General features: G+C 70.4%; 12 protein-coding genes and 1 pseudogene. 3 read left to right on the plus strand and 10 right to left on the minus strand.

The genetic code is table 11. The features are described from left to right. Positions 1 to 14: 14 nt before the first annotated feature. Together DCI01S_RS06135 and DCI01S_RS06140 are read left to right on the plus strand one after the other, a co-directional pair. Positions 15 to 1,790 (plus strand): AMP-binding protein, encoded by a 1,776-nt coding sequence (locus tag DCI01S_RS06135; RefSeq protein ID WP_061228405.1) that lies wholly within the window; start codon positions 15 to 17, stop codon positions 1,788 to 1,790. A gap of 84 nt (positions 1,791 to 1,874) precedes the next feature. Continuing rightward, positions 1,875 to 2,534: a class I SAM-dependent methyltransferase gene (locus DCI01S_RS06140; protein WP_061228406.1), complete on the plus strand. Its 660-nt coding sequence runs from the start codon at positions 1,875 to 1,877 to the stop codon at positions 2,532 to 2,534. Between the two features lie 6 nt (positions 2,535 to 2,540). On the opposite strand, the gene DCI01S_RS06145 is transcribed toward DCI01S_RS06140, so the two are convergent. After that, positions 2,541 to 4,559 carry a vWA domain-containing protein gene (locus tag DCI01S_RS06145; RefSeq protein WP_061228407.1) on the minus strand — a complete coding sequence of 673 codons (2,019 nt, stop codon included), beginning with the start codon at positions 4,557 to 4,559 and terminating at the stop codon, positions 2,541 to 2,543. Positions 4,560 to 4,602: 43 nt separating this feature from the next. Continuing rightward, positions 4,603 to 6,000: a sigma 54-interacting transcriptional regulator gene (locus DCI01S_RS06150; protein ID WP_061228454.1), complete on the minus strand. Its 1,398-nt coding sequence runs from the start codon at positions 5,998 to 6,000 to the stop codon at positions 4,603 to 4,605. Between the two features lie 54 nt (positions 6,001 to 6,054). Here DCI01S_RS06150 and DCI01S_RS06155 point away from each other — a divergent pair, with 54 nt between their 5' ends. After that, complete coding sequence (locus DCI01S_RS06155; protein ID WP_061228408.1) at positions 6,055 to 6,471, plus strand: YccF domain-containing protein; 417 nt, start codon at positions 6,055 to 6,057, stop codon at positions 6,469 to 6,471. A gap of 54 nt (positions 6,472 to 6,525) precedes the next feature. On the opposite strand, the gene DCI01S_RS06160 is transcribed toward DCI01S_RS06155, so the two are convergent. From DCI01S_RS06160 to DCI01S_RS06195, 8 genes and pseudogenes are all read right to left on the minus strand, one after another. Continuing rightward, positions 6,526 to 6,981 (minus strand): carboxymuconolactone decarboxylase family protein, encoded by a 456-nt coding sequence (locus DCI01S_RS06160; protein WP_061228409.1) that lies wholly within the window; start codon positions 6,979 to 6,981, stop codon positions 6,526 to 6,528. Position 6,982: 1 nt separating this feature from the next. Continuing rightward, positions 6,983 to 7,339, minus strand: a complete 357-nt coding sequence (locus DCI01S_RS06165) for a GNAT family N-acetyltransferase (protein ID WP_061228410.1) — start codon at positions 7,337 to 7,339, stop codon at positions 6,983 to 6,985. Positions 7,340 to 7,351: 12 nt separating this feature from the next. Then, a complete protein-coding gene (locus DCI01S_RS06170) occupies positions 7,352 to 8,380 on the minus strand; it encodes a pirin family protein (protein ID WP_061228411.1) in 1,029 nt (342 codons plus the stop codon). Between the two features lie 425 nt (positions 8,381 to 8,805). Beyond that, positions 8,806 to 9,390: pseudogene (locus tag DCI01S_RS06175) on the minus strand (TIGR03619 family F420-dependent LLM class oxidoreductase); the annotation flags it as partial. Positions 9,391 to 9,466: 76 nt separating this feature from the next. Beyond that, positions 9,467 to 10,585: a prenyltransferase gene (locus DCI01S_RS06180; protein ID WP_232302955.1), complete on the minus strand. Its 1,119-nt coding sequence runs from the start codon at positions 10,583 to 10,585 to the stop codon at positions 9,467 to 9,469. A 45-nt stretch (positions 10,586 to 10,630) separates the two neighbouring features. Further along, positions 10,631 to 11,350, minus strand: coding sequence for a class I SAM-dependent methyltransferase (locus DCI01S_RS06185; RefSeq protein WP_061228413.1), 720 nt, complete (start codon positions 11,348 to 11,350; stop codon positions 10,631 to 10,633). Next, on the minus strand, positions 11,344 to 12,717 hold the full coding sequence (locus tag DCI01S_RS06190; RefSeq protein ID WP_061228414.1) for a glycosyltransferase family 4 protein: 1,374 nt from the start codon (positions 12,715 to 12,717) through the stop codon (positions 11,344 to 11,346). The genes DCI01S_RS06185 and DCI01S_RS06190 overlap by 7 nt, the downstream gene beginning before the upstream one ends. 212 nt (positions 12,718 to 12,929) lie before the next feature. Next, entirely contained in the window at positions 12,930 to 16,889 is a 3,960-nt protein-coding gene (locus DCI01S_RS06195) for a DNA-directed RNA polymerase subunit beta' (protein ID WP_061228415.1), read from the minus strand. Positions 16,890 to 16,991: the final 102 nt, after the last annotated feature.

Here is a 16,991-nt window from a genome sequence, read left to right on the forward strand (position 1 = left end):
CGACAGGAGTACCCATGTCCCCGTTGCCCACCGAGGCCACCGTCCGGTTCCGCGCCGCCCGCGACTTCCTCCAGGCCCACGCGCAGGACTACGAGGGTGCCCGGGACGGTTTCGTCTGGCCTGAGCTGGACGAATGGAACTGGGCGTTGAATTGGTTCGACGTCCAGGCCGAGGGCAACGACGACCCGGCGCTGTGGATCGTCGAGGAGCACGACGGCGGCGGCGCACCCACCGAGGCCAAGTACTCGTTCGACGAGATGCGCATCCGCTCCGACCGCACCGCCAACTGGCTCCGCGACCACGGAGTGGAGCCCGGCGACCGCATCCTGCTCATGCTCGCCAACCAAGTCGAACTCTGGGACGTCATGCTCGCCGTGATCAAGCTCGGCGCCGTCGTCATCCCCGCGACCACGCTCCTGGCCGAGGGCGACCTGCGCGACCGGATCGCCCGCGGCGGGATCAAACACGTGATCGCCCGCGCCGAGCTGGCCGACCGCTTCGCCGGCATCTCCGGTGACTTCCAGCGCATCTCCGTCGGCGGGGCCGACGTGGGTGGCGCCGTCGGCGGGGCCGATGTGGGTGACGCCGTCGGCGGGGCGCCCGAGGGCTGGATCGATCTGGCCGGCGCGATGGACGCCTCCCCCGACTTCGAGCCCAGCCACACCACGCACGCCGACGACACCCTGCTGCTGTATTTCACCTCCGGCACCACCAGCAAGCCCAAGCTCGTCGAGCACACGCATGCCTCGTACCCCGCCGGCCACCTGTCGACCATGTACTGGATCGGATTGCAGCCCGGCGACGTGCACCTCAACGTGTCCTCGCCCGGCTGGGCCAAGCACGCGTGGTCCAACGTTTTCACGCCGTGGATCGCCGGTTCGTGCGTGTTCATCTACAACTACTCCCGCTTCGACGCGACGGCGATGATGCGCGAGATGGACCGCTGCGGAGTGGCCAGCCTGTGCTGCCCGCCGACCGTGTGGCGCATGCTCATCCAGGCCGACCTCACGCAGCTGCAGGTCCCGCCGCGTCTGGCGGTGGGCGCCGGTGAGCCGCTCAACCCCGAGGTGATCGGCCGCGTCCGCGACGCGTGGGGCGTGACCATTCGTGACGGCTTCGGCCAGACCGAGACCACCGTGCAGATCGCCAACACCCCCGGCCAGCCCATCAAGGACGGCTCCATGGGCCGGCCGTGCCCGGGCTTCGAGGTGGCGCTGGTGGACCCGGCCACGGGGCAGGAGGTCACCGATGACGGGGCCGAGGGCGAGATCTGCCTGCGCCTCGACCCGCGGCCGCTCGGTCTGATGGTCGGCTACCACGGCGACCCGGAGCGGACCGCTGCCGCGTACGCCGACGGGTTCTACCACACGGGCGACGTGGGCTCCCGGGACGCCGACGGCTACATCACCTACGTGGGTCGCACCGACGACGTCTTCAAGTCCTCGGACTACCGGATCTCACCCTTCGAGCTCGAGTCGGTCCTGCTCGAGCACCCGGCCGTGGCCGAGGCGGCCGTGGTGCCCTCCCCCGATCCGGTGCGGTTGAGCGTGCCCAAGGCGTTCGTCGTCCTGGCCGGGGGTTGGGAGGCGACCGAGGAGACCGCGCGGGAGATCTTCGAGTACTCGCGCACCCACCTGGCCGGCTACAAGCGGATCCGCCGGCTGCAGTTCACGGACCTGCCCAAGACGATCTCGGGCAAGATCCGGCGCGTCGAGCTGCGCAGGGCCGAGGTAGACAACGGCCCGTCGGTGGACTTCCCCGGCGAGTTCCGCGAGGAGGCGCTGCGCTGACCGCGACGACGACGGCGTGAGCGCCGCGCCCGCAAGGCCGCCCGCCGCACCGAGGGCCGAGGGGTGGGCGCTAGGTTGACTGTCATGACCGCACCCGAGATCGAACCCTCGCTGCTCGCCGTCGCACTCGCCGCCCCGGGCTTCATGCCACTGGAGGAGGGCACGACTCTCTACGAGATCGCCTGCGAGTACCTGGGCGACGGTGTGGGCGTGGAGATCGGCACGTACTGCGGCCGCTCGACGGTGTTCCTCGGCGCCGCCGCGCGCGTGACCGGCGGCAGCATCGTCACCGTCGACCACCACCGCGGGTCCGAGGAGCACCAGCCGGGCTGGGAATACCACGACACCTCGCTCGTCGACCCGCACACCGGGCGCCTGGAGACCCTGGTCGCCTTCCGCCACACCATGTGGGACGCGGGTCTGGACGAGGTGGTGACCGCCGCGGTGGGCAGCTCCCGGCAGGTCGCGCGGGTGTGGGGCACTCCCGCGTCGTTCGTCTTCATCGACGGTGGCCACTCCTCCGAGGCCGCGCAGGCCGACTACTCCGGCTGGGCCCCGTGGGTGAAGATCGGCGGAGCGCTGCTCATCCACGACGTGTTCCCGAACCCCGAGGACGGCGGTCGTCCGCCGTACGAGATCTACTGCCGCGCCCTGGAGTCAGGGCAGTTCACCGAGGTGGCCGCCGTGGATTCGCTGCGTGTCCTGCGCCGGGTTTCCGGCGAGGTCGGCGCACCGATGCCCTGAGAGGGGTCACACGGCCCAGCGGCCGCCCGCGCTCCACGCGTCACCGGCGCCAGGCCGGCCGTGGCGTGTGTGCAGGAACCGCCCCACCACGGCAGCCCCGAGGTCGTCGACCTCCGGCGCCACCACCGTGCCCTCGACCCGCCGGGCCAGCGCATCCAGGAACCGCGAGAGGCCGGGATCCGCACCCAGGCGGAAGAACGTGGTCTGCGCGCCGAACCGGGCGACCCTGTCGAGCTCGTCGACGGTCGTGCGGATCGTGTCCGGGTCCGGCGGGTAGGCGAACCAGGGTTCGCCGCCGCTGAGCAGGTGCGCGGTGGGCTCGCCATCGGTGACGATGAGCAGGACCGGCTGCATGGTCGGGTGCTCGCGGAAGAAACGACCCGCCAGGAGCAACGCGTGGTGCAGGTTCGTCCCGGCCTCGTACTGGGCGTCCAGTGACAACAGTGACTCGATCGTGCGGGTCTGGGCGAACCGCCCGAACGAGATGAGCTGGAGCCGGTCCTGCCGGAAGCGGGTGCTCACCAGGTGATGCAGGGCGAGCGCGGTGCGCTTCATCGGCACCCACCGGCCCTCCATCGCCATGGAGAACGAGGTGTCCACGAGCAGCGCGACCGCGGCCTGCGTCCGGGCCTCGGTCTCGCGGACCTCGATGTCCTCGGGCAGGAGCCGGACCCCGCCAGCGGGTTCACCGCCCTCGGCGGCGATGCGGGAGATCGCGTTTCCGATCGTCCGCGGCACGTCCCACGACTCGACGTCGCCGAACTCCCATCCCCGGCTCGACCCCGTCTGGTCACCGGCCGCGCCCGATGCACGGGTCTCCCGCGCGCCCGATCTGCCGGACAGCCGGCGGGCGGCGTCCCGCAGCAGCGACCGGCCCAGTTTACGGAGCGCGGCCGGGGACAGTCGCAGGTCGCCGTCCGACCGGCGGCTCAGATAGCCCGAGTCCCGCATGGCCTGCTCGAGCCGGGCCAGGGTCTGGACGGACACCGCCGCCTCACGACCGAGGGTGCGCTCGACGGCCTCCAGGTCCAGTTCGGACAGCGGCGACCGGTCACCGCGGGACAGCTGCTCGGCCAGGCGGTCGAGGTCTCCGAGTTCGGCCATCGCGGCCGTCCCCTCGGACACGCCTAGGTCCTCGGAGCCCTCGAAGTCCTCGGAGCCGTCCCAGTTCTCGCCGGGTCGCAGTGTCTGCAGCAATCCGTCGAGTCTGCCGAGCTGCTCGGAGAGCTCGGGCGAGCCGAACGCCTGCTGCGACAGGGCCATGAGCTCCTCCCGCTGCTCCGGGGTCATCGAGCGCATCATCCGCTGCGCTGCGGCCGAGCGCTTGGCGAGGGTGTCGATGAGCTCGTCGACGTTCTGCGGCTGCTCGGGGAAGGCGTCACCGTGCCTGTCCATGAACTCGCGGAAGTCCTCGTCGGTGTCCTCCCCGCGGGCGTGCTTGCCCAGCAGGTCGGTGAGGCCGGAGAGCATCTCGGACACCGCCGCCCGGTCGGCGTCGGTGGTGTTCTCCAGCGCCTGCTTCATTCCGGCGAACCGCGCGTCGAGCGCCTCGGCACCCAGCAGGTCCTGGATCCGCCTGTACGCCTCGCGGGCGTCCGACGAGGCCCAGTCGTAGTCCTTGAGCTCCCCCACCGCGGCCGCCGGACTGTCGGGGAGGTTCTCGATGGTCATCTCCCGCAGCGTGCGGTCCATGGGGTCCATCTCGGTGTCGCGGGCGAGCTGCCCGCGTTCGGCGAGCAGCGCCTCGTCGAGCAGCTTCGAGACCTCGTCGAGGGTGCCGCCCAGCCGGTGGCGCTTCAGCAGTTCACGCCGGCGGCGGTGGACGCGCCCCGCGAGCTCGTCGAGCCCGGTGTGGTCGCGGCCGCCGGAGCGCAGGAACTCGCGCATGGACTGCTCGGGTGAGTAGCCGGCCATGACACCCTCGGACACCGCGTCGAGTGCCTCGGACAGGTCGAGCGGGGGCGCGAGCGGGTCCGGCCCGCCGACGTAGCGTCCGTAGCGGGCGCGGGGTTCTGGTCGCGACATCGCGCACCTCCTGCTCCGATGGCCGCGTGGCCACCGGGGTGTGTCAGCCGTAGACGGCGGCGCCGTCCCCGGTCTCCTTGGACAGGCGCCGCGAGAGGTACAGCCCCTCCAGCGCCAGCTCGATCGCGCCGGCCCGCTGGCCGGCGTTGGTGGCGCCGACCCGGTCGGCGATCTCGTCGTACAGCCCCGGTACGGACAGCTCGGGCAGTGCGGCCAGGAACTCGGTCGCGGTGACGCTCGCCCCTGTGGTCAGGGTCACCGAGCCGTCGAACGCCTCGACGAGCGGGGCCATGTCGATGCCGCGGAAGAGCCCGCGCACGACGTCCACGGTCGCGGTGCGGAGCAGGTACCGCAGGATCTCGGATTCGCGCCCCTCCTCGCCGGGTTCGAACTCGATCTTGCCGCGCAGGACCTCCACGGCGGCGTCGAGATCCACGAGCCGGGCCACCGCCTCGCCGGGGTCGTCGGCCCCGCGGACGGCGGCCCGCCGGCGGGCCGCCGCGGCGACGGTCTCCGCGCCCGCGATGGCGAAACGCGCCGACACGCCCGAGGCCTGGTTGATCGAGTCGGAGGTGCGCAGTTCTCGGGTGAAGCGGGCGAGCAGCTCCATGAGAGCGTCCGGCACCTCGGCGGTGAGCTCGGCCTCCTGCCGCACGACCTCGATCTCGTCGGCCAGGTCGAGCGGATAGTGGGTGCGGATCTCCGCGCCGAACCTGTCCTTGAGGGGAGTGATGATCCGCCCGCGGTTCGTGTAGTCCTCCGGGTTCGCCGACGCCACTACCAGTACGTCGAGGGGCAGCCGCAGCACATAACCGCGGATCTGGACGTCCCGCTCCTCCATGACGTTGAGCAACGCCACCTGGATGCGCTCGGCGAGGTCGGGCAGCTCGTTGAGCGCCACGATCCCGCGATTGGCGCGGGGTACGAGTCCGTAGTGGATGGTCTCCGGGTCACCGAGGCGGCGACCCTCCGCCACGCGCATGGGGTCGACGTCGCCGATCATGTCGGCCACCGACGTATCCGGGGTGGAGAGCTTCTCCACGTACCGTTCGGTGCGGTGGCGCCACTCGACGGGCAGCGCGTCACCCTCGCGGGCGATCCGCTCGCGGGTCGGGTCGGTGATGGGGGCGAGCGGGTCCTCTCCCAGTTCGGAGCCGGCGACGACGGGGGACCACTCGTCGAGCAGCCCGACGAGGGTGCGCAGCAGGCGGGTCTTGCCCTGTCCGCGCTCACCGAGCAGTACGATGTCGTGCCCCGCGATGAGGGCGCGCTCGACCTGCGGGATCACGGTGGTGTCGAACCCGTGCATCCCGGGCCACGGGTCCCGTCCGGCGGCCAGGGCCGCGAGCAGATTGCCGCGCAACTCGTCGCGGAGGGTGCGGCTGGTGTAACCGGCGGCGCGCAGCTCGCCGAGGGTCCTGACGTCCGGCTTGTCGCTCACATCGCCCACCGTAACCCTGTGACGCGACTTCCGCTTCCGACCTACAGTGGCGGCATGCGTTCCGTGCTGACGGTGGTCCTCAACGTCATCTGGCTGGTGACCGCGGGCGTGTGGTTGTTCCTGGGCTATGTGGTCGCCGGGATCCTCGCGTGCATCCTCGTCGTCACGATCCCGTTCGGGGTCGCGAGCTTCCGGATCGCCGCCTATGTCCTGTGGCCGTTCGGTCGCGAGGTCGTCGACCGGGGCCGGCCCGGCGGGGCGAGCACGGTCGGCAACGTCATCTGGTTCTTGGTGGCCGGGCTGTGGCTGGCGATCGGCCACGTCGCCACGGCACTCGCCCAGGCGGTGACGATCATCGGACTGCCGCTGGCGTGGGCCAACCTCAAGCTCATCCCCGTGACGTGTTTCCCGTTCGGCAAGGAGATCGTGCGCTCCGGCCGGGCGTCGATGGTGCCGGTCGCCTCCCGCTGACCACCCGTCCGGGGCCGGCGGCGGTCGCCGTGCCCGGGGTCGGCGGCGGCCGGGTCAGTCCTCGATCCGCGGCTGGTGGTGACTGGCGATCGAAACCCGGTTGAAGGCGTTGATGAGCACGATCGTCCACTCCAACGCCGAGAGCTGCTCATCGGAGAAGTGGTCGGTGGCGGCCGCCGTCGCGGCAGCGCGTTCGTCGCCGTCGTCCAGGCGTGTCAACGTCTCGGCCAGGCGCAACGCCGCCCGCTCGGGGTCGCCGAACGCGTCGAGTTCGTGCCACGCGGGCAGCAGGTCCAGCCGTTCCTGTGACACCCCGGCCTCGCGGGCGGCCGGCACGTGGGTGGCCAGGCAGGCCGCGCATCCGTTGATCTGCGACACGCGCACGTTGACCAGTTCGAGCAGTGCCTCCTCCAATCCGGCCTCGCGGGACGCCTGCCGGGACGCGACGGCGGTACGGACGAGCTGCTTGTAGACCTCGCGCTGGGTCCGATCCAGCTGCGGGACCCCCATATCAGCCGTCCTCCGCTCCGACCCGGGCGCGGTCCTCGTCGGTGGCGTCGCGGTACGCTCCCGCGAACTCGTCGGCGTTCTTGCCGAGGAACCCTTCCACCATCGAACACACGGGGACGATCATCACGCCCTCGTCGCGGGTCGCCTCCACCGCGCCGCGCACGAGCGCGGTACCGAGACCCCGGCCTCCGAACTCCTCGCCGACCACGGTGTGGTGGAAGATGCGCTCGCCGCCGATCTCGCGGAAGTCGGCGTGGCCGGCGACCTCGCCGGAGGCGTCCCGGATCTCGAACGCACTGCGCGAGTCGGAGCGCTCCACGGTCACGGTGCTGCCGCTGCTGTCGGTGTACTCGGTCATCGGTGTTCTCCCCTACTCGGTGGTCCGTGCACGCGGATCGGGATTGACCCGCGGTCTGAGCGTGGTGGTGGGCAGCGTGGGCGCGGGCAGCCGGGTCAGGCCCTGCGGGTCGTGGCCGATGTAGCCGTCCACGCGGCCGAAGCGGTCGGAGCCGGCCTCCCACAGGTCACGGTAGTGGGCGATCTCGTCGTGGGTCCGCCCGATGAAGTTCCACCACATGATGATCTCCTCGGCGAACGGAGTGCCGCCGATGAGGATCGCGCGCCCGGCGGTGGCGCCGGTGTTGCGGAGGGTCAGGGTGGTCTCGCCGACGCCCGTGTAGGCGAGTTCGGTCACCGCGACGCGCACCCCCTCGAGCGTGAGGTCGCCGCTGTCCGCGAGCAGCCCGTGCTCGAACTCCGGGTCCACGTCGAGCGTCAGCTCGGCGCCGGGGTCGAGCCGGATCTCCGCCGCGAGGAGGGGGGTGTAGGTGGGGACCGACGACGACGAGCCCATCAGTGACCCCATGAAGACCTGCATCGACGAGCCCTCGAAGCGGACCGTGTCGGGCACGAAGTGGTCGAACCTGCGGCCGCCCACCTCGCGGTGCGACTCGGGGAGCACGGTCCAGAGCTGCACTCCGTGCAGCATGGTGGTGTCCTGGGTCGACACCTCGGTGTGGCAGATGCCGGACCCGGCGGTCATGAGGTTGACCTCCCCGGGGCGCACGACGGCGTGGTTGTCGCCGGAGTCGTGGTGGGTGATGTTCCCCTCGAACAGCCAGCTGACGGTCTGCAGGCCGGTGTGCGGGTGGGAGGGGACGTCCATGCCGCCGCTGACGGAGACGTCGTCGGGTCCGTAGTGGTCGACAAAGCAGAAGGCACCGATGAGGGAGCGTTGCCGCTGCGGCAGCGTGCGGCGGACGGTCATCGCGCGCGGCCCGCCCAGGGGGACGTCGCGGGAGGTGATGATCTCCACGGCGGCGCCACCGGGGCGTGGCCCGTCGGGCGCGCCGCCGGCCTCGCACTCGATCTCCTCGGGCCGGGGGTCGAGGTTGGTCATTCGGCCACCTCGCTCATCTGTTCGCGGGCGCCGGCTTCCTGTCGCCGCATCTCGAGCTTCCGGGCGTTGATCGTCCCGCCCAGCGCGAGGACGAGCGCCTTGTCGACCAACGGTACCGGTAGATGGTCCAGCAGGCGACGGGTCAGTCCGCGGCGCAGGGCGGCGAGCGGGCCGATCCCCAGGATCCCCGCGAAGGTGACGACGAGGTCGAGTCGACCGAAGTCGGCCCGCACGCGGTCGGCCAGAGTGGAGAGGGAGTCGGGGTCGGTGACGTCCGCGGCTACCGGCGTGATCCCCGTCCCGCCGGCCCCGGTGATGACGACGACGGGAGCGACCGGGTCACTGTGGTCCATACCACGACGGTACCGGCGGAACCGGCCCGGGTGGGGCGCTACCGGCGGCTCAGACCGTGCCCCGAGGCCGAGCTTGCCGCCGAGGACGACGATGTACGGCTCGCCCTCGCGGCCGGCCTCCGCCCACAGCTCGCGCAACCTGCGCACGCTGCCGGAGATGTCCCGGGAGATGGGTGTGGTCATCCAGCCGTCGGCGCTGCGGCAGATCCACTTCAGGTTCTTCTCGTTCCCTGCCGCGCCCACCAGAGTGAGCGGGCCGGGCGTCCGGGCGGGCTTGGGCCAGGCCCAGCTGGGCCCGAAGTCGACGAACTCGCCGTGGTACTCGGCCTTGTCGTGGGTCCAGAGCTCGCGCATCGCCTCGAGGTACTCGCGCAGCATTGTGCGACGGCGCTTCGGCGGAACGTTGTGGCCGCCATCTCGTCGAGGCTCCAGCCGTAGCCCACGCCCAGGACGGCCCGGCCGTCGGAGAGGTGGTCGACGGAGGCGAAGGTCTTGGCCAGCGTGATGGGATCGCTCTCCACCGGGATGGACACGGCCGTGCCCAGCCGGATGGTCGAGGTCACCGCGGCGGCGGCGCCCAGCGCGACCCACGGCGAGCGCCGCGGTGTGTGGCCTGATACCCCGGTCGCTCGTGAACAGCGTCAGGCCGAATTCCATGCGCACTCCCCGGTCTGCGTCGCCACCCGCGCCGACACGTGATGAGGCAGGTGTCCCGCGGCGGCGTGGCGACAGACTAACGCGCGACGACGGCGGTCGGGCAGGCCTCGCCCGGCGCACAGTCCGCGGGGTCACCCGGCTGCGACCGCAGGCGCTGCATGGTGTGGTCCGAGACGTACCGGAAGATCTCGTTGCCCGGCGTGGTGCGCGACAGTGCGTCAGCGGCCAGCAGCACCACCGCGGCGGTCCATGTGCTCAGCTCGACGGGCCACCGTTTGCCGTCCGCGAAGACCAGGCCGGTCCAGTACGAACCGTCGTCATCCCTCAGGTGCTGCATGTTGGTGAACTGCTGCAGCGCCTGCTCGTGCCGACCCGCGGCCTCGAGCGCGAGCACCAGCTCGCATGTCTCCGCGCCCGTGACCCACGGACGGTGGTCGACGCAGCGGATACCGAGGTCGTCCACCACGAAGTCGTCCCAGCGGGAGTCGAGCCGGGCCTGCGCCTGCTCCCCCACCATGACACCGGCCAGGACCGGGTAGTACCAGTCCATGGAGAACTCGTCCTTGGGCGTGAACAGCTCCGGGTGCGCGCGCAGCGCGTGGCCCAGCCGGTCGGCGGCCGCGTCCCAGTCCGGCGCCGTCTCCCCCAGCTCCTCGGCGATCGCGACACCGCAGCGCAGCGAGTGGTGGACGCTCGACGACCCCGTGACCAGGGCCTCCTCGCAGAAGCCCTCGGGGCCGGCGCCCCACCACATCTGCCCCTCCGGGCCCTGGAACGTCAGCACCAGGTCGAGCGCACGCCGCACGGTCGGCCACATCGACTCCAGGAACCCCGGGGTGCCGGTGACCAGGTGGTGGTGCCAGACCCCGACCGCGACGTAGGCGCAGAAGTTCGAGTCGACGTCGCCGTCCACGATCCGGCCGTCCTGCCACTTGATCGGCCACGAACCGTCCGGGCGCTGGGAGTCGCGGAGGAACCCGTAGGCCCGCTCGGCGGCCTCCCACTGGCCGGCGACGGACAGACCCATCGCCGACTCGACGTGGTCCCACGGGTCGGTGTGCCCACCGGTGAACCACGGGATCTCACCGTTCGGCTTCTGGACCGAGGCGATCCACTGCCCGGTGGCCCGGACCGCGTCGGCGTCGAGGACGCCCGGCACGCTGGGCACCGGCCGGTCACCGGCCACCACGGTCACCGGCCCCGGGCGGGACACGCCGTTGTTGTGTGACTGCACGGACGATCAGGCCTCCACGGGCTTGCGCAGGTAGAACACGATCGACTTGCCCATGACCGGGTTGAGCAGCTTCTCGGCGGTGCGTGTGACCCACGGGCCCTTCATGAGGTCCCACACGAGCAGCTTGTGGTACGCCTTCGGCAGCGGATGATCCTCGTTCTCCGTGCCGACCGCGCACTTGAGCCACCAGTACGGCGCGTGCAGCGCGTGGGCGTATCCGGTGCCCGTCACCTCGAGGCCCGCGGCGCGCAGCTTGTAGCCGAGTTCCTCGGCCGTGTAGATCCGGCAGTGCCCGCCCGGGTTGGAGTGGTAGGCGTCCGACAGCTTCCAGCACAGCTTCTCCGGCCACTCCCGCGGCACGGTCACCGCGGCGACCCCGCCCGGCTTGAGGATCCGGACCAGCTCCGCGATGGCCTTCGTGTCCTCCGGCACGTGCTCGAGGACCTCGGAGATGAGCACCAGGTCGAACGTCGCGTCCCCGTACGGCATGGCCAGGGCGTCCCCGGTGACGGCCTCGCCCTTCGACGTGGGCAGGCCCTCGCCCTCGGCCTCCATGGCCGCCAGCATGTCCGCGACCTGCTGCATCTCGTCGGCATTCTGGTCGAACGCTGTGACGTCGGCCCCACGCCGGTAGAGCTCGAACGTGTGACGGCCGAGCCCGGCCCCCACGTCGATGGCTCGCATGCCCGGGGTGACCCCCAGACGGTCGAAGTCAGCGGTCAGCATGCGGCGTCCTCCTGCTCACGGATGTCGTACTCACCGGATTCCGGGAGCACCTCGGGCGCGTCGTCGGTGACGTGCTCGTCGATCTCGGTCTGATCCGGCCCGAGGACCGGCCCCGCCGACAGGTCCGGCAGCGCGTCGCCGCGGACCCGGGCGATCGCCGCCTCGTAGACCTCGACGGTCCGGCGGGCGACGGCCGCCCAACTGTAGCGCTCCATCACCCTCGCGCGGCCACCCTCCGACAGCCGGCCCCGCTCGACGGGATCGGACAGCAGCGCGCTGATCTCCCGGGCCAGTGCGTCGACGTCCCCGGGCTCGACAAGGCGGGCCGCCGAATCGTCCGTCCCGACCACCTCCGGCAGTGCGCCGGCCCGCGTCGCCACGAGAGCGCAGCCACTGGACATCGCCTCCACCGCCGGGAGGGAGAACCCCTCGTACATACTCGGAACCACCGCGATCTCGGCGGACCCCACGAGTTCGGCGAGCTCGTCGTCGTCGACCCCGGACACCAGGTCCACCGCATCGCGCAACCTCAACCTGTCCAGCAGACGCGACGCCTCGCCCTTCGGCTTGAGCTTGGAGATCAACGTCAGGCGGACGTCCGGGTGTTCCTCGCGCACCTTCGCCAGCGCGCGCAGCAGGACGGGGACACCCTTGAGCGGCTGGTCGGCGCTCGCCACGCACACCAGGCGGCCGGGTTCGCGACGCCGCCCGTCGTGGAAACGGTCGGCGTCCACACCCAGCGGGATCGTGACGATCCGGTCCGGGTCGACCCCGAAGTCCACCGCGATGTCCTCCGCCGAGTTGCCGGAGACCGTGATGATCTCCTGCAGCCGGCGGGAGACGCGGATCTGCATACCGAGGAAGCCGAACCACCGCCACGTGGTGATCTTCTTGCGCAGCGGGGCCTCTTTCATGGCCAGCGCGCGATCCCTCGTGATGGGATGGTGCACGGTCGCCACCACGGGGAAGCCGGCCTTCTCCAGGTCCAGCAGGCCCGAGCCCAGGCACTGGTTGTCGTGCACCACGTCGAAGTCGTCCAGCCGGTCTTTCAGCGTGCGCGCGGCCCGCAGGCTGAACGTCCGCGGTTCCGGGAACCCGGCGGTCCACATCGTGACCACCTCGAGCACGTCGATGAGGTCCCGGATCTCACGGGGGCGCGGCGTACGGAACGGGTTCGCGTCGTTGTACAGGTCCAGGCTCGGCACCTTCGTCAGCGTGGGCCCGGGATCCAGCTCGGGGTACGGCTGACCGGAGAACACCTCGACGGTGTGGCCGAGTGCCGCCAGCTCACGGCTCAGGTGGCGTACGTATACACCCTGCCCGCCGCCGTGGGGTTTGCTCCTGTACGAGAGCAACGCGATCCGCACGATCGATCGCCTCCTTCTACGGTCATCGGCCCCGCCGTCGCGACTGCCGTGGGTCGCGACGGGCACATCGGGCAAGTCTAGAACACGTTCCCCAGCAGCAAGGACGCGGCCGGGCAGCCGACCCGCCGACACACCGGACCCCCGGCACGCGGGGTGCTCGGGGGTCCGGTGAGACGGGCTGGGCGCGGCGGCGATCCTGCCGCGCCAGCCGATCAGTAGCCCAGGTCGTCGAGGCGGACGGACGCGCCGGTGGCGTCGCCGAAACCGTCCTCGGGGCCGTAGAAGCCGTCGCCGTAGTCCGGGATGGAGTAGGCGGCGGCGCGGGCCTCCTCGGTGGGCTCGACCGTCGAGTTCCGGTAGCGGTTGATACCGGTACCCGCCGGGATGAGCTTACCGATGATGACGTTCTCCTTGAGGCCCACGAGCCGGTCCGACCGCTTGTTGATCGCGGCGTCGGTGAGGACGCGGGTGGTCTCCTGGAAGGAGGCCGCCGAGAGCCACGAGTCGGTGGCGAGCGAGGCCTTGGTGATGCCCATGAGGACCGGGCGCGCCGAGGCCGGCGAACCACCCTCGGTGAGCACGCGGCGGTTCTCCGCCGTGAGCTCGGCACGCTCCACCAGGGCACCCGGCAGGAACTCGGTGCTGTTCGACTCGTTGATCGCGACGCGGCGCATCATCTGGCGGACGATGACCTCGATGTGCTTGTCGTGGATCGACACGCCCTGCGAGCGGTAGACCTTCTGCACCTCGTCGACGAGGTGCTTCTGGACACCGTTCGGGCCGAGGATCGCCAGCACCTCGTGCGGGTCCGCCGGGCCCTCGAGGAGCGCCTGACCGCGCTCGAGATGGTCGCCGTCGGCGATCGGCCGCGAGGAGCCGTCGTCGAGGGTGATGTGAGCGAGACCCTGACGCTTGGAGAGCTTCTCGTAGACGATCTCGTCCGCCCCGTTGTCGGGCACGATCGTGATCGTGTAGAAGCGCTCCTCCTCGTCGATGCGGATCCGGCCCGCCTCCTCGGCGATCGGCGCCTTGCCCTTGGGCACGCGCGCCTCGAACAGCTCCTGCACACGTGGCAGACCACCGGTGATGTCGTCGCCGACGCCACCCTGGTGGAACGTACGCATCGTGAGCTGGGTACCGGGCTCACCGATCGACTGGGCGGCGACGATGCCGACGGCCTCGCCGATGTCCACCAGCTGACCGGTCGCCATCGAGCGGCCGTAGCAGGTGGCGCAGACGCCGGTGCCGGTGGTGCAGGTCAGGACCGAGCGCACCTTGACCTTCTCCACGCCGGCGCTGATGAGCGCCTCGATGGTCGGGTCGCCCAGGTCTGTGCCCGCCGACACGATGACCGTGCCGTTGGCGTCGACCGCGTCCTCGGCGAGCGTCCGGGCGAACGTCGAGGTCTCGACGTGCTCGTCGCGCTCGAGGACACCCGTGGAGTTGCCCTGGGCGTCCATGATCGGACGGGCGATGGTCGTCTCCACGCCCTTGCTGGTGCCACAGTCGGTCTCGCGGACGATGACGTCCTGGGAGACGTCGACCAGACGACGGGTGAGGTAGCCCGAGTCGGCGGTACGCAGGGCGGTGTCGGCCAGACCCTTACGCGCACCGTGCGTGTTCATGAAGTACTCGAGCACCGTCAGGCCCTCGCGGAACGAGGACTTGATGGGCTGCGGGATGAACTCGCCGTTCGGACGGGTCACCAGGCCCTTCATGCCGGCCAGCGACCGGATCTGGGTCATATTGCCCGCCGCGCCCGACTTCACGATCGTCGGGATCGGGTTGTCGTCCGGGTAGTTGGCCTCCATGGCCTGGCCGATCTCGTCGGTGGCCTCCTGCCAGAGCTTGACCAGGTCGCTCTTGCGCTCCTCGTCGGTGATCTTGCCGAGGTCGTACTGCGACTCGAGGCGCGCGGCCTTGGTGTCGTACGAGGCGAGGATTTCCTTCTTGGCCGGCGGCACGAGCACGTCGGACATGGCGATGGTGACACCCGACCGGGTGGCCCAGTAGAAGCCGGTGTCCTTGAGCTTGTCCACCGTCTGCGCCACGACGATCATCGGGTAGCGCTCGGCTAGGTCGTTGATGATGACGGCCTGACGCTTCTTCGGCATCTGCTCGTTGACGAACGGGTAGTCCGCCGGGAGCAGCTCGTTGAACATGACGCGGCCGAGCGTGGTCTCGGCCAGCCACTCCTGCCCGGGGGTCCAGCCCTCGGGGAACTGCTCCGCCTCGATCTCGGCGCTGGGGCGCTGCTGCGTCATCCGGACCCGGATCGGGGCGTGGATGTCGAGCACACCCAGGTCGACGGCCATGATGGCCTCGGCCGGGGTCGCGTACACGCCGGTCGCCGGCGCGTCGTCGGTGGCGGGCTCGTAGGCGCCCTCGGCGCCCTCGTCCAGACGGGTCAGGTAGTAGAGGCCCGTGACCATGTCCAGACGCGGCATGGCGAGCGGACGACCCGACGCCGGCGACAGGATGTTGTTCGACGCGAGCATGAGGATGCGCGCCTCGGCCTGCGCCTCCGCGGACAGCGGGAGGTGCACGGCCATCTGGTCGCCGTCGAAGTCGGCGTTGAAGGCCTCACACACGAGCGGGTGCAGCTGGATGGCCTTGCCCTCGACGAGCTGCGGCTCGAACGCCTGGATACCCAGGCGGTGCAGGGTCGGAGCGCGGTTGAGCATCACCGGGTGCTCGGCGATGACCTCTTCGAGCACGTCCCACACCTGATCGCGCTGACGCTCGACCATGCGCTTGGCGGACTTGATGTTCTGCGCGTGGTTGAGGTCGACGAGCCGCTTCATGACGAACGGCTTGAACAGCTCGAGCGCCATCAGCTTGGGCAGACCGCACTGGTGTAGCTGGAGTTGCGGGCCGACGACGATGACCGAACGGCCCGAGTAGTCGACGCGCTTGCCGAGGAGGTTCTGACGGAACCGGCCCTGCTTGCCCTTGAGCAGGTCCGACAGGGACTTGAGCGGGCGGTTGCCCGGCCCCGTGACGGGCCGCCCGCGGCGACCGTTGTCGAACAGCGCGTCGACGGACTCCTGAAGCATCCGCTTCTCGTTGTTGACGATGATCTCGGGCGCGCCGAGGTCCATCAGTCGCTTGAGGCGGTTGTTGCGGTTGATCACGCGACGGTAGAGGTCGTTGAGGTCCGACGTGGCGAAGCGGCCACCGTCGAGCTGGACCATCGGCCGCAGCTCCGGCGGGATCACCGGGACGGCGCCGAGCACCATGGCTGCCGGGTGGTTGCCCGACTGCAGGAATGCGGAGACGACCTTGAGCCGCTTGAGGGCGCGGATCTTCTTCTGCCCCTTGCCGTTGCGGATGATCTCGCGCAGCGACTCGGCCTCGGCCTCGAGGTCGAAGTTCAGCAGCAGCTGCTGGATCGCCTCGGCACCCATGCCGCCCTCGAAGTACTCGCCGAAGCGGTCCTCGAGCTCGCGGTAGATGCCCTCGTCGGCGATGATCTGGTTGACGTCGAGCTTGACGAAGGTGTTCCAGATCTCCTCGAGGCGGTCCAGCTCACGCTGGGCGGCCTCGCGGATCTTCTTCATCTCCTTCTCGCCGCCGTCCTTGACCTTGCGGCGCTGGTCGGCCTTGGCACCCTCGGCCTCGAGCTCGGCGAGGTCGGCCTCGAGCTTGCGCGCGCGGGCCTCGATGTCGGAGTCGCGCTCGTCCTCGATGATCTTGCGCTCCTCGAGGAACTGCGCCTCGAGGGTGCTGAGCTCGTTGTGACGCAGCTCGGTGTCGACGCCCGTGATGACGTAGGCGGCGAAGTAGATGATCTTGTCGAGGTCCTTGGGCGCGAGGTCCAGGAGGTAACCCAGACGCGACGGGACGCCCTTGAAGTACCAGATGTGGGTGACGGGCGCGGCCAGCTCGATGTGGCCCATACGCTCACGACGCACCTTGGCGCGGGTCACCTCGACGCCGCAGCGCTCACAGATGATGCCCTTGAAGCGCACGCGCTTGTACTTGCCGCAGTAGCACTCCCAGTCCCGGGTGGGGCCGAAGATCTTCTCGCAGAACAGGCCCTCCTTCTCCGGCTTGAGGGTGCGGTAGTTGATGGTCTCCGGCTTCTTGACCTCGCCGTAGGACCAGTTACGGATGTCCTCGGCGGTCGCGAGGCTGATGACCAGCTCGTCGAAGTAGTTGACGTCCTGCACGTAGGCGTCCTTTCCCGGGTGGGATGATGGCGGGCCCCTCGCGGGGTGGGGCCGGTGGGGCCCGCCGTGGTGGAACTCGAATCTGTCGGGTGCGGGGCGGGG

Origin of the sequence: Dietzia cinnamea NBRC 102147 (genome assembly GCF_001571065.1) — a bacterium.
GTDB classification, from domain to species: Bacteria; Actinomycetota; Actinomycetes; order Mycobacteriales; family Mycobacteriaceae; genus Dietzia; species Dietzia cinnamea.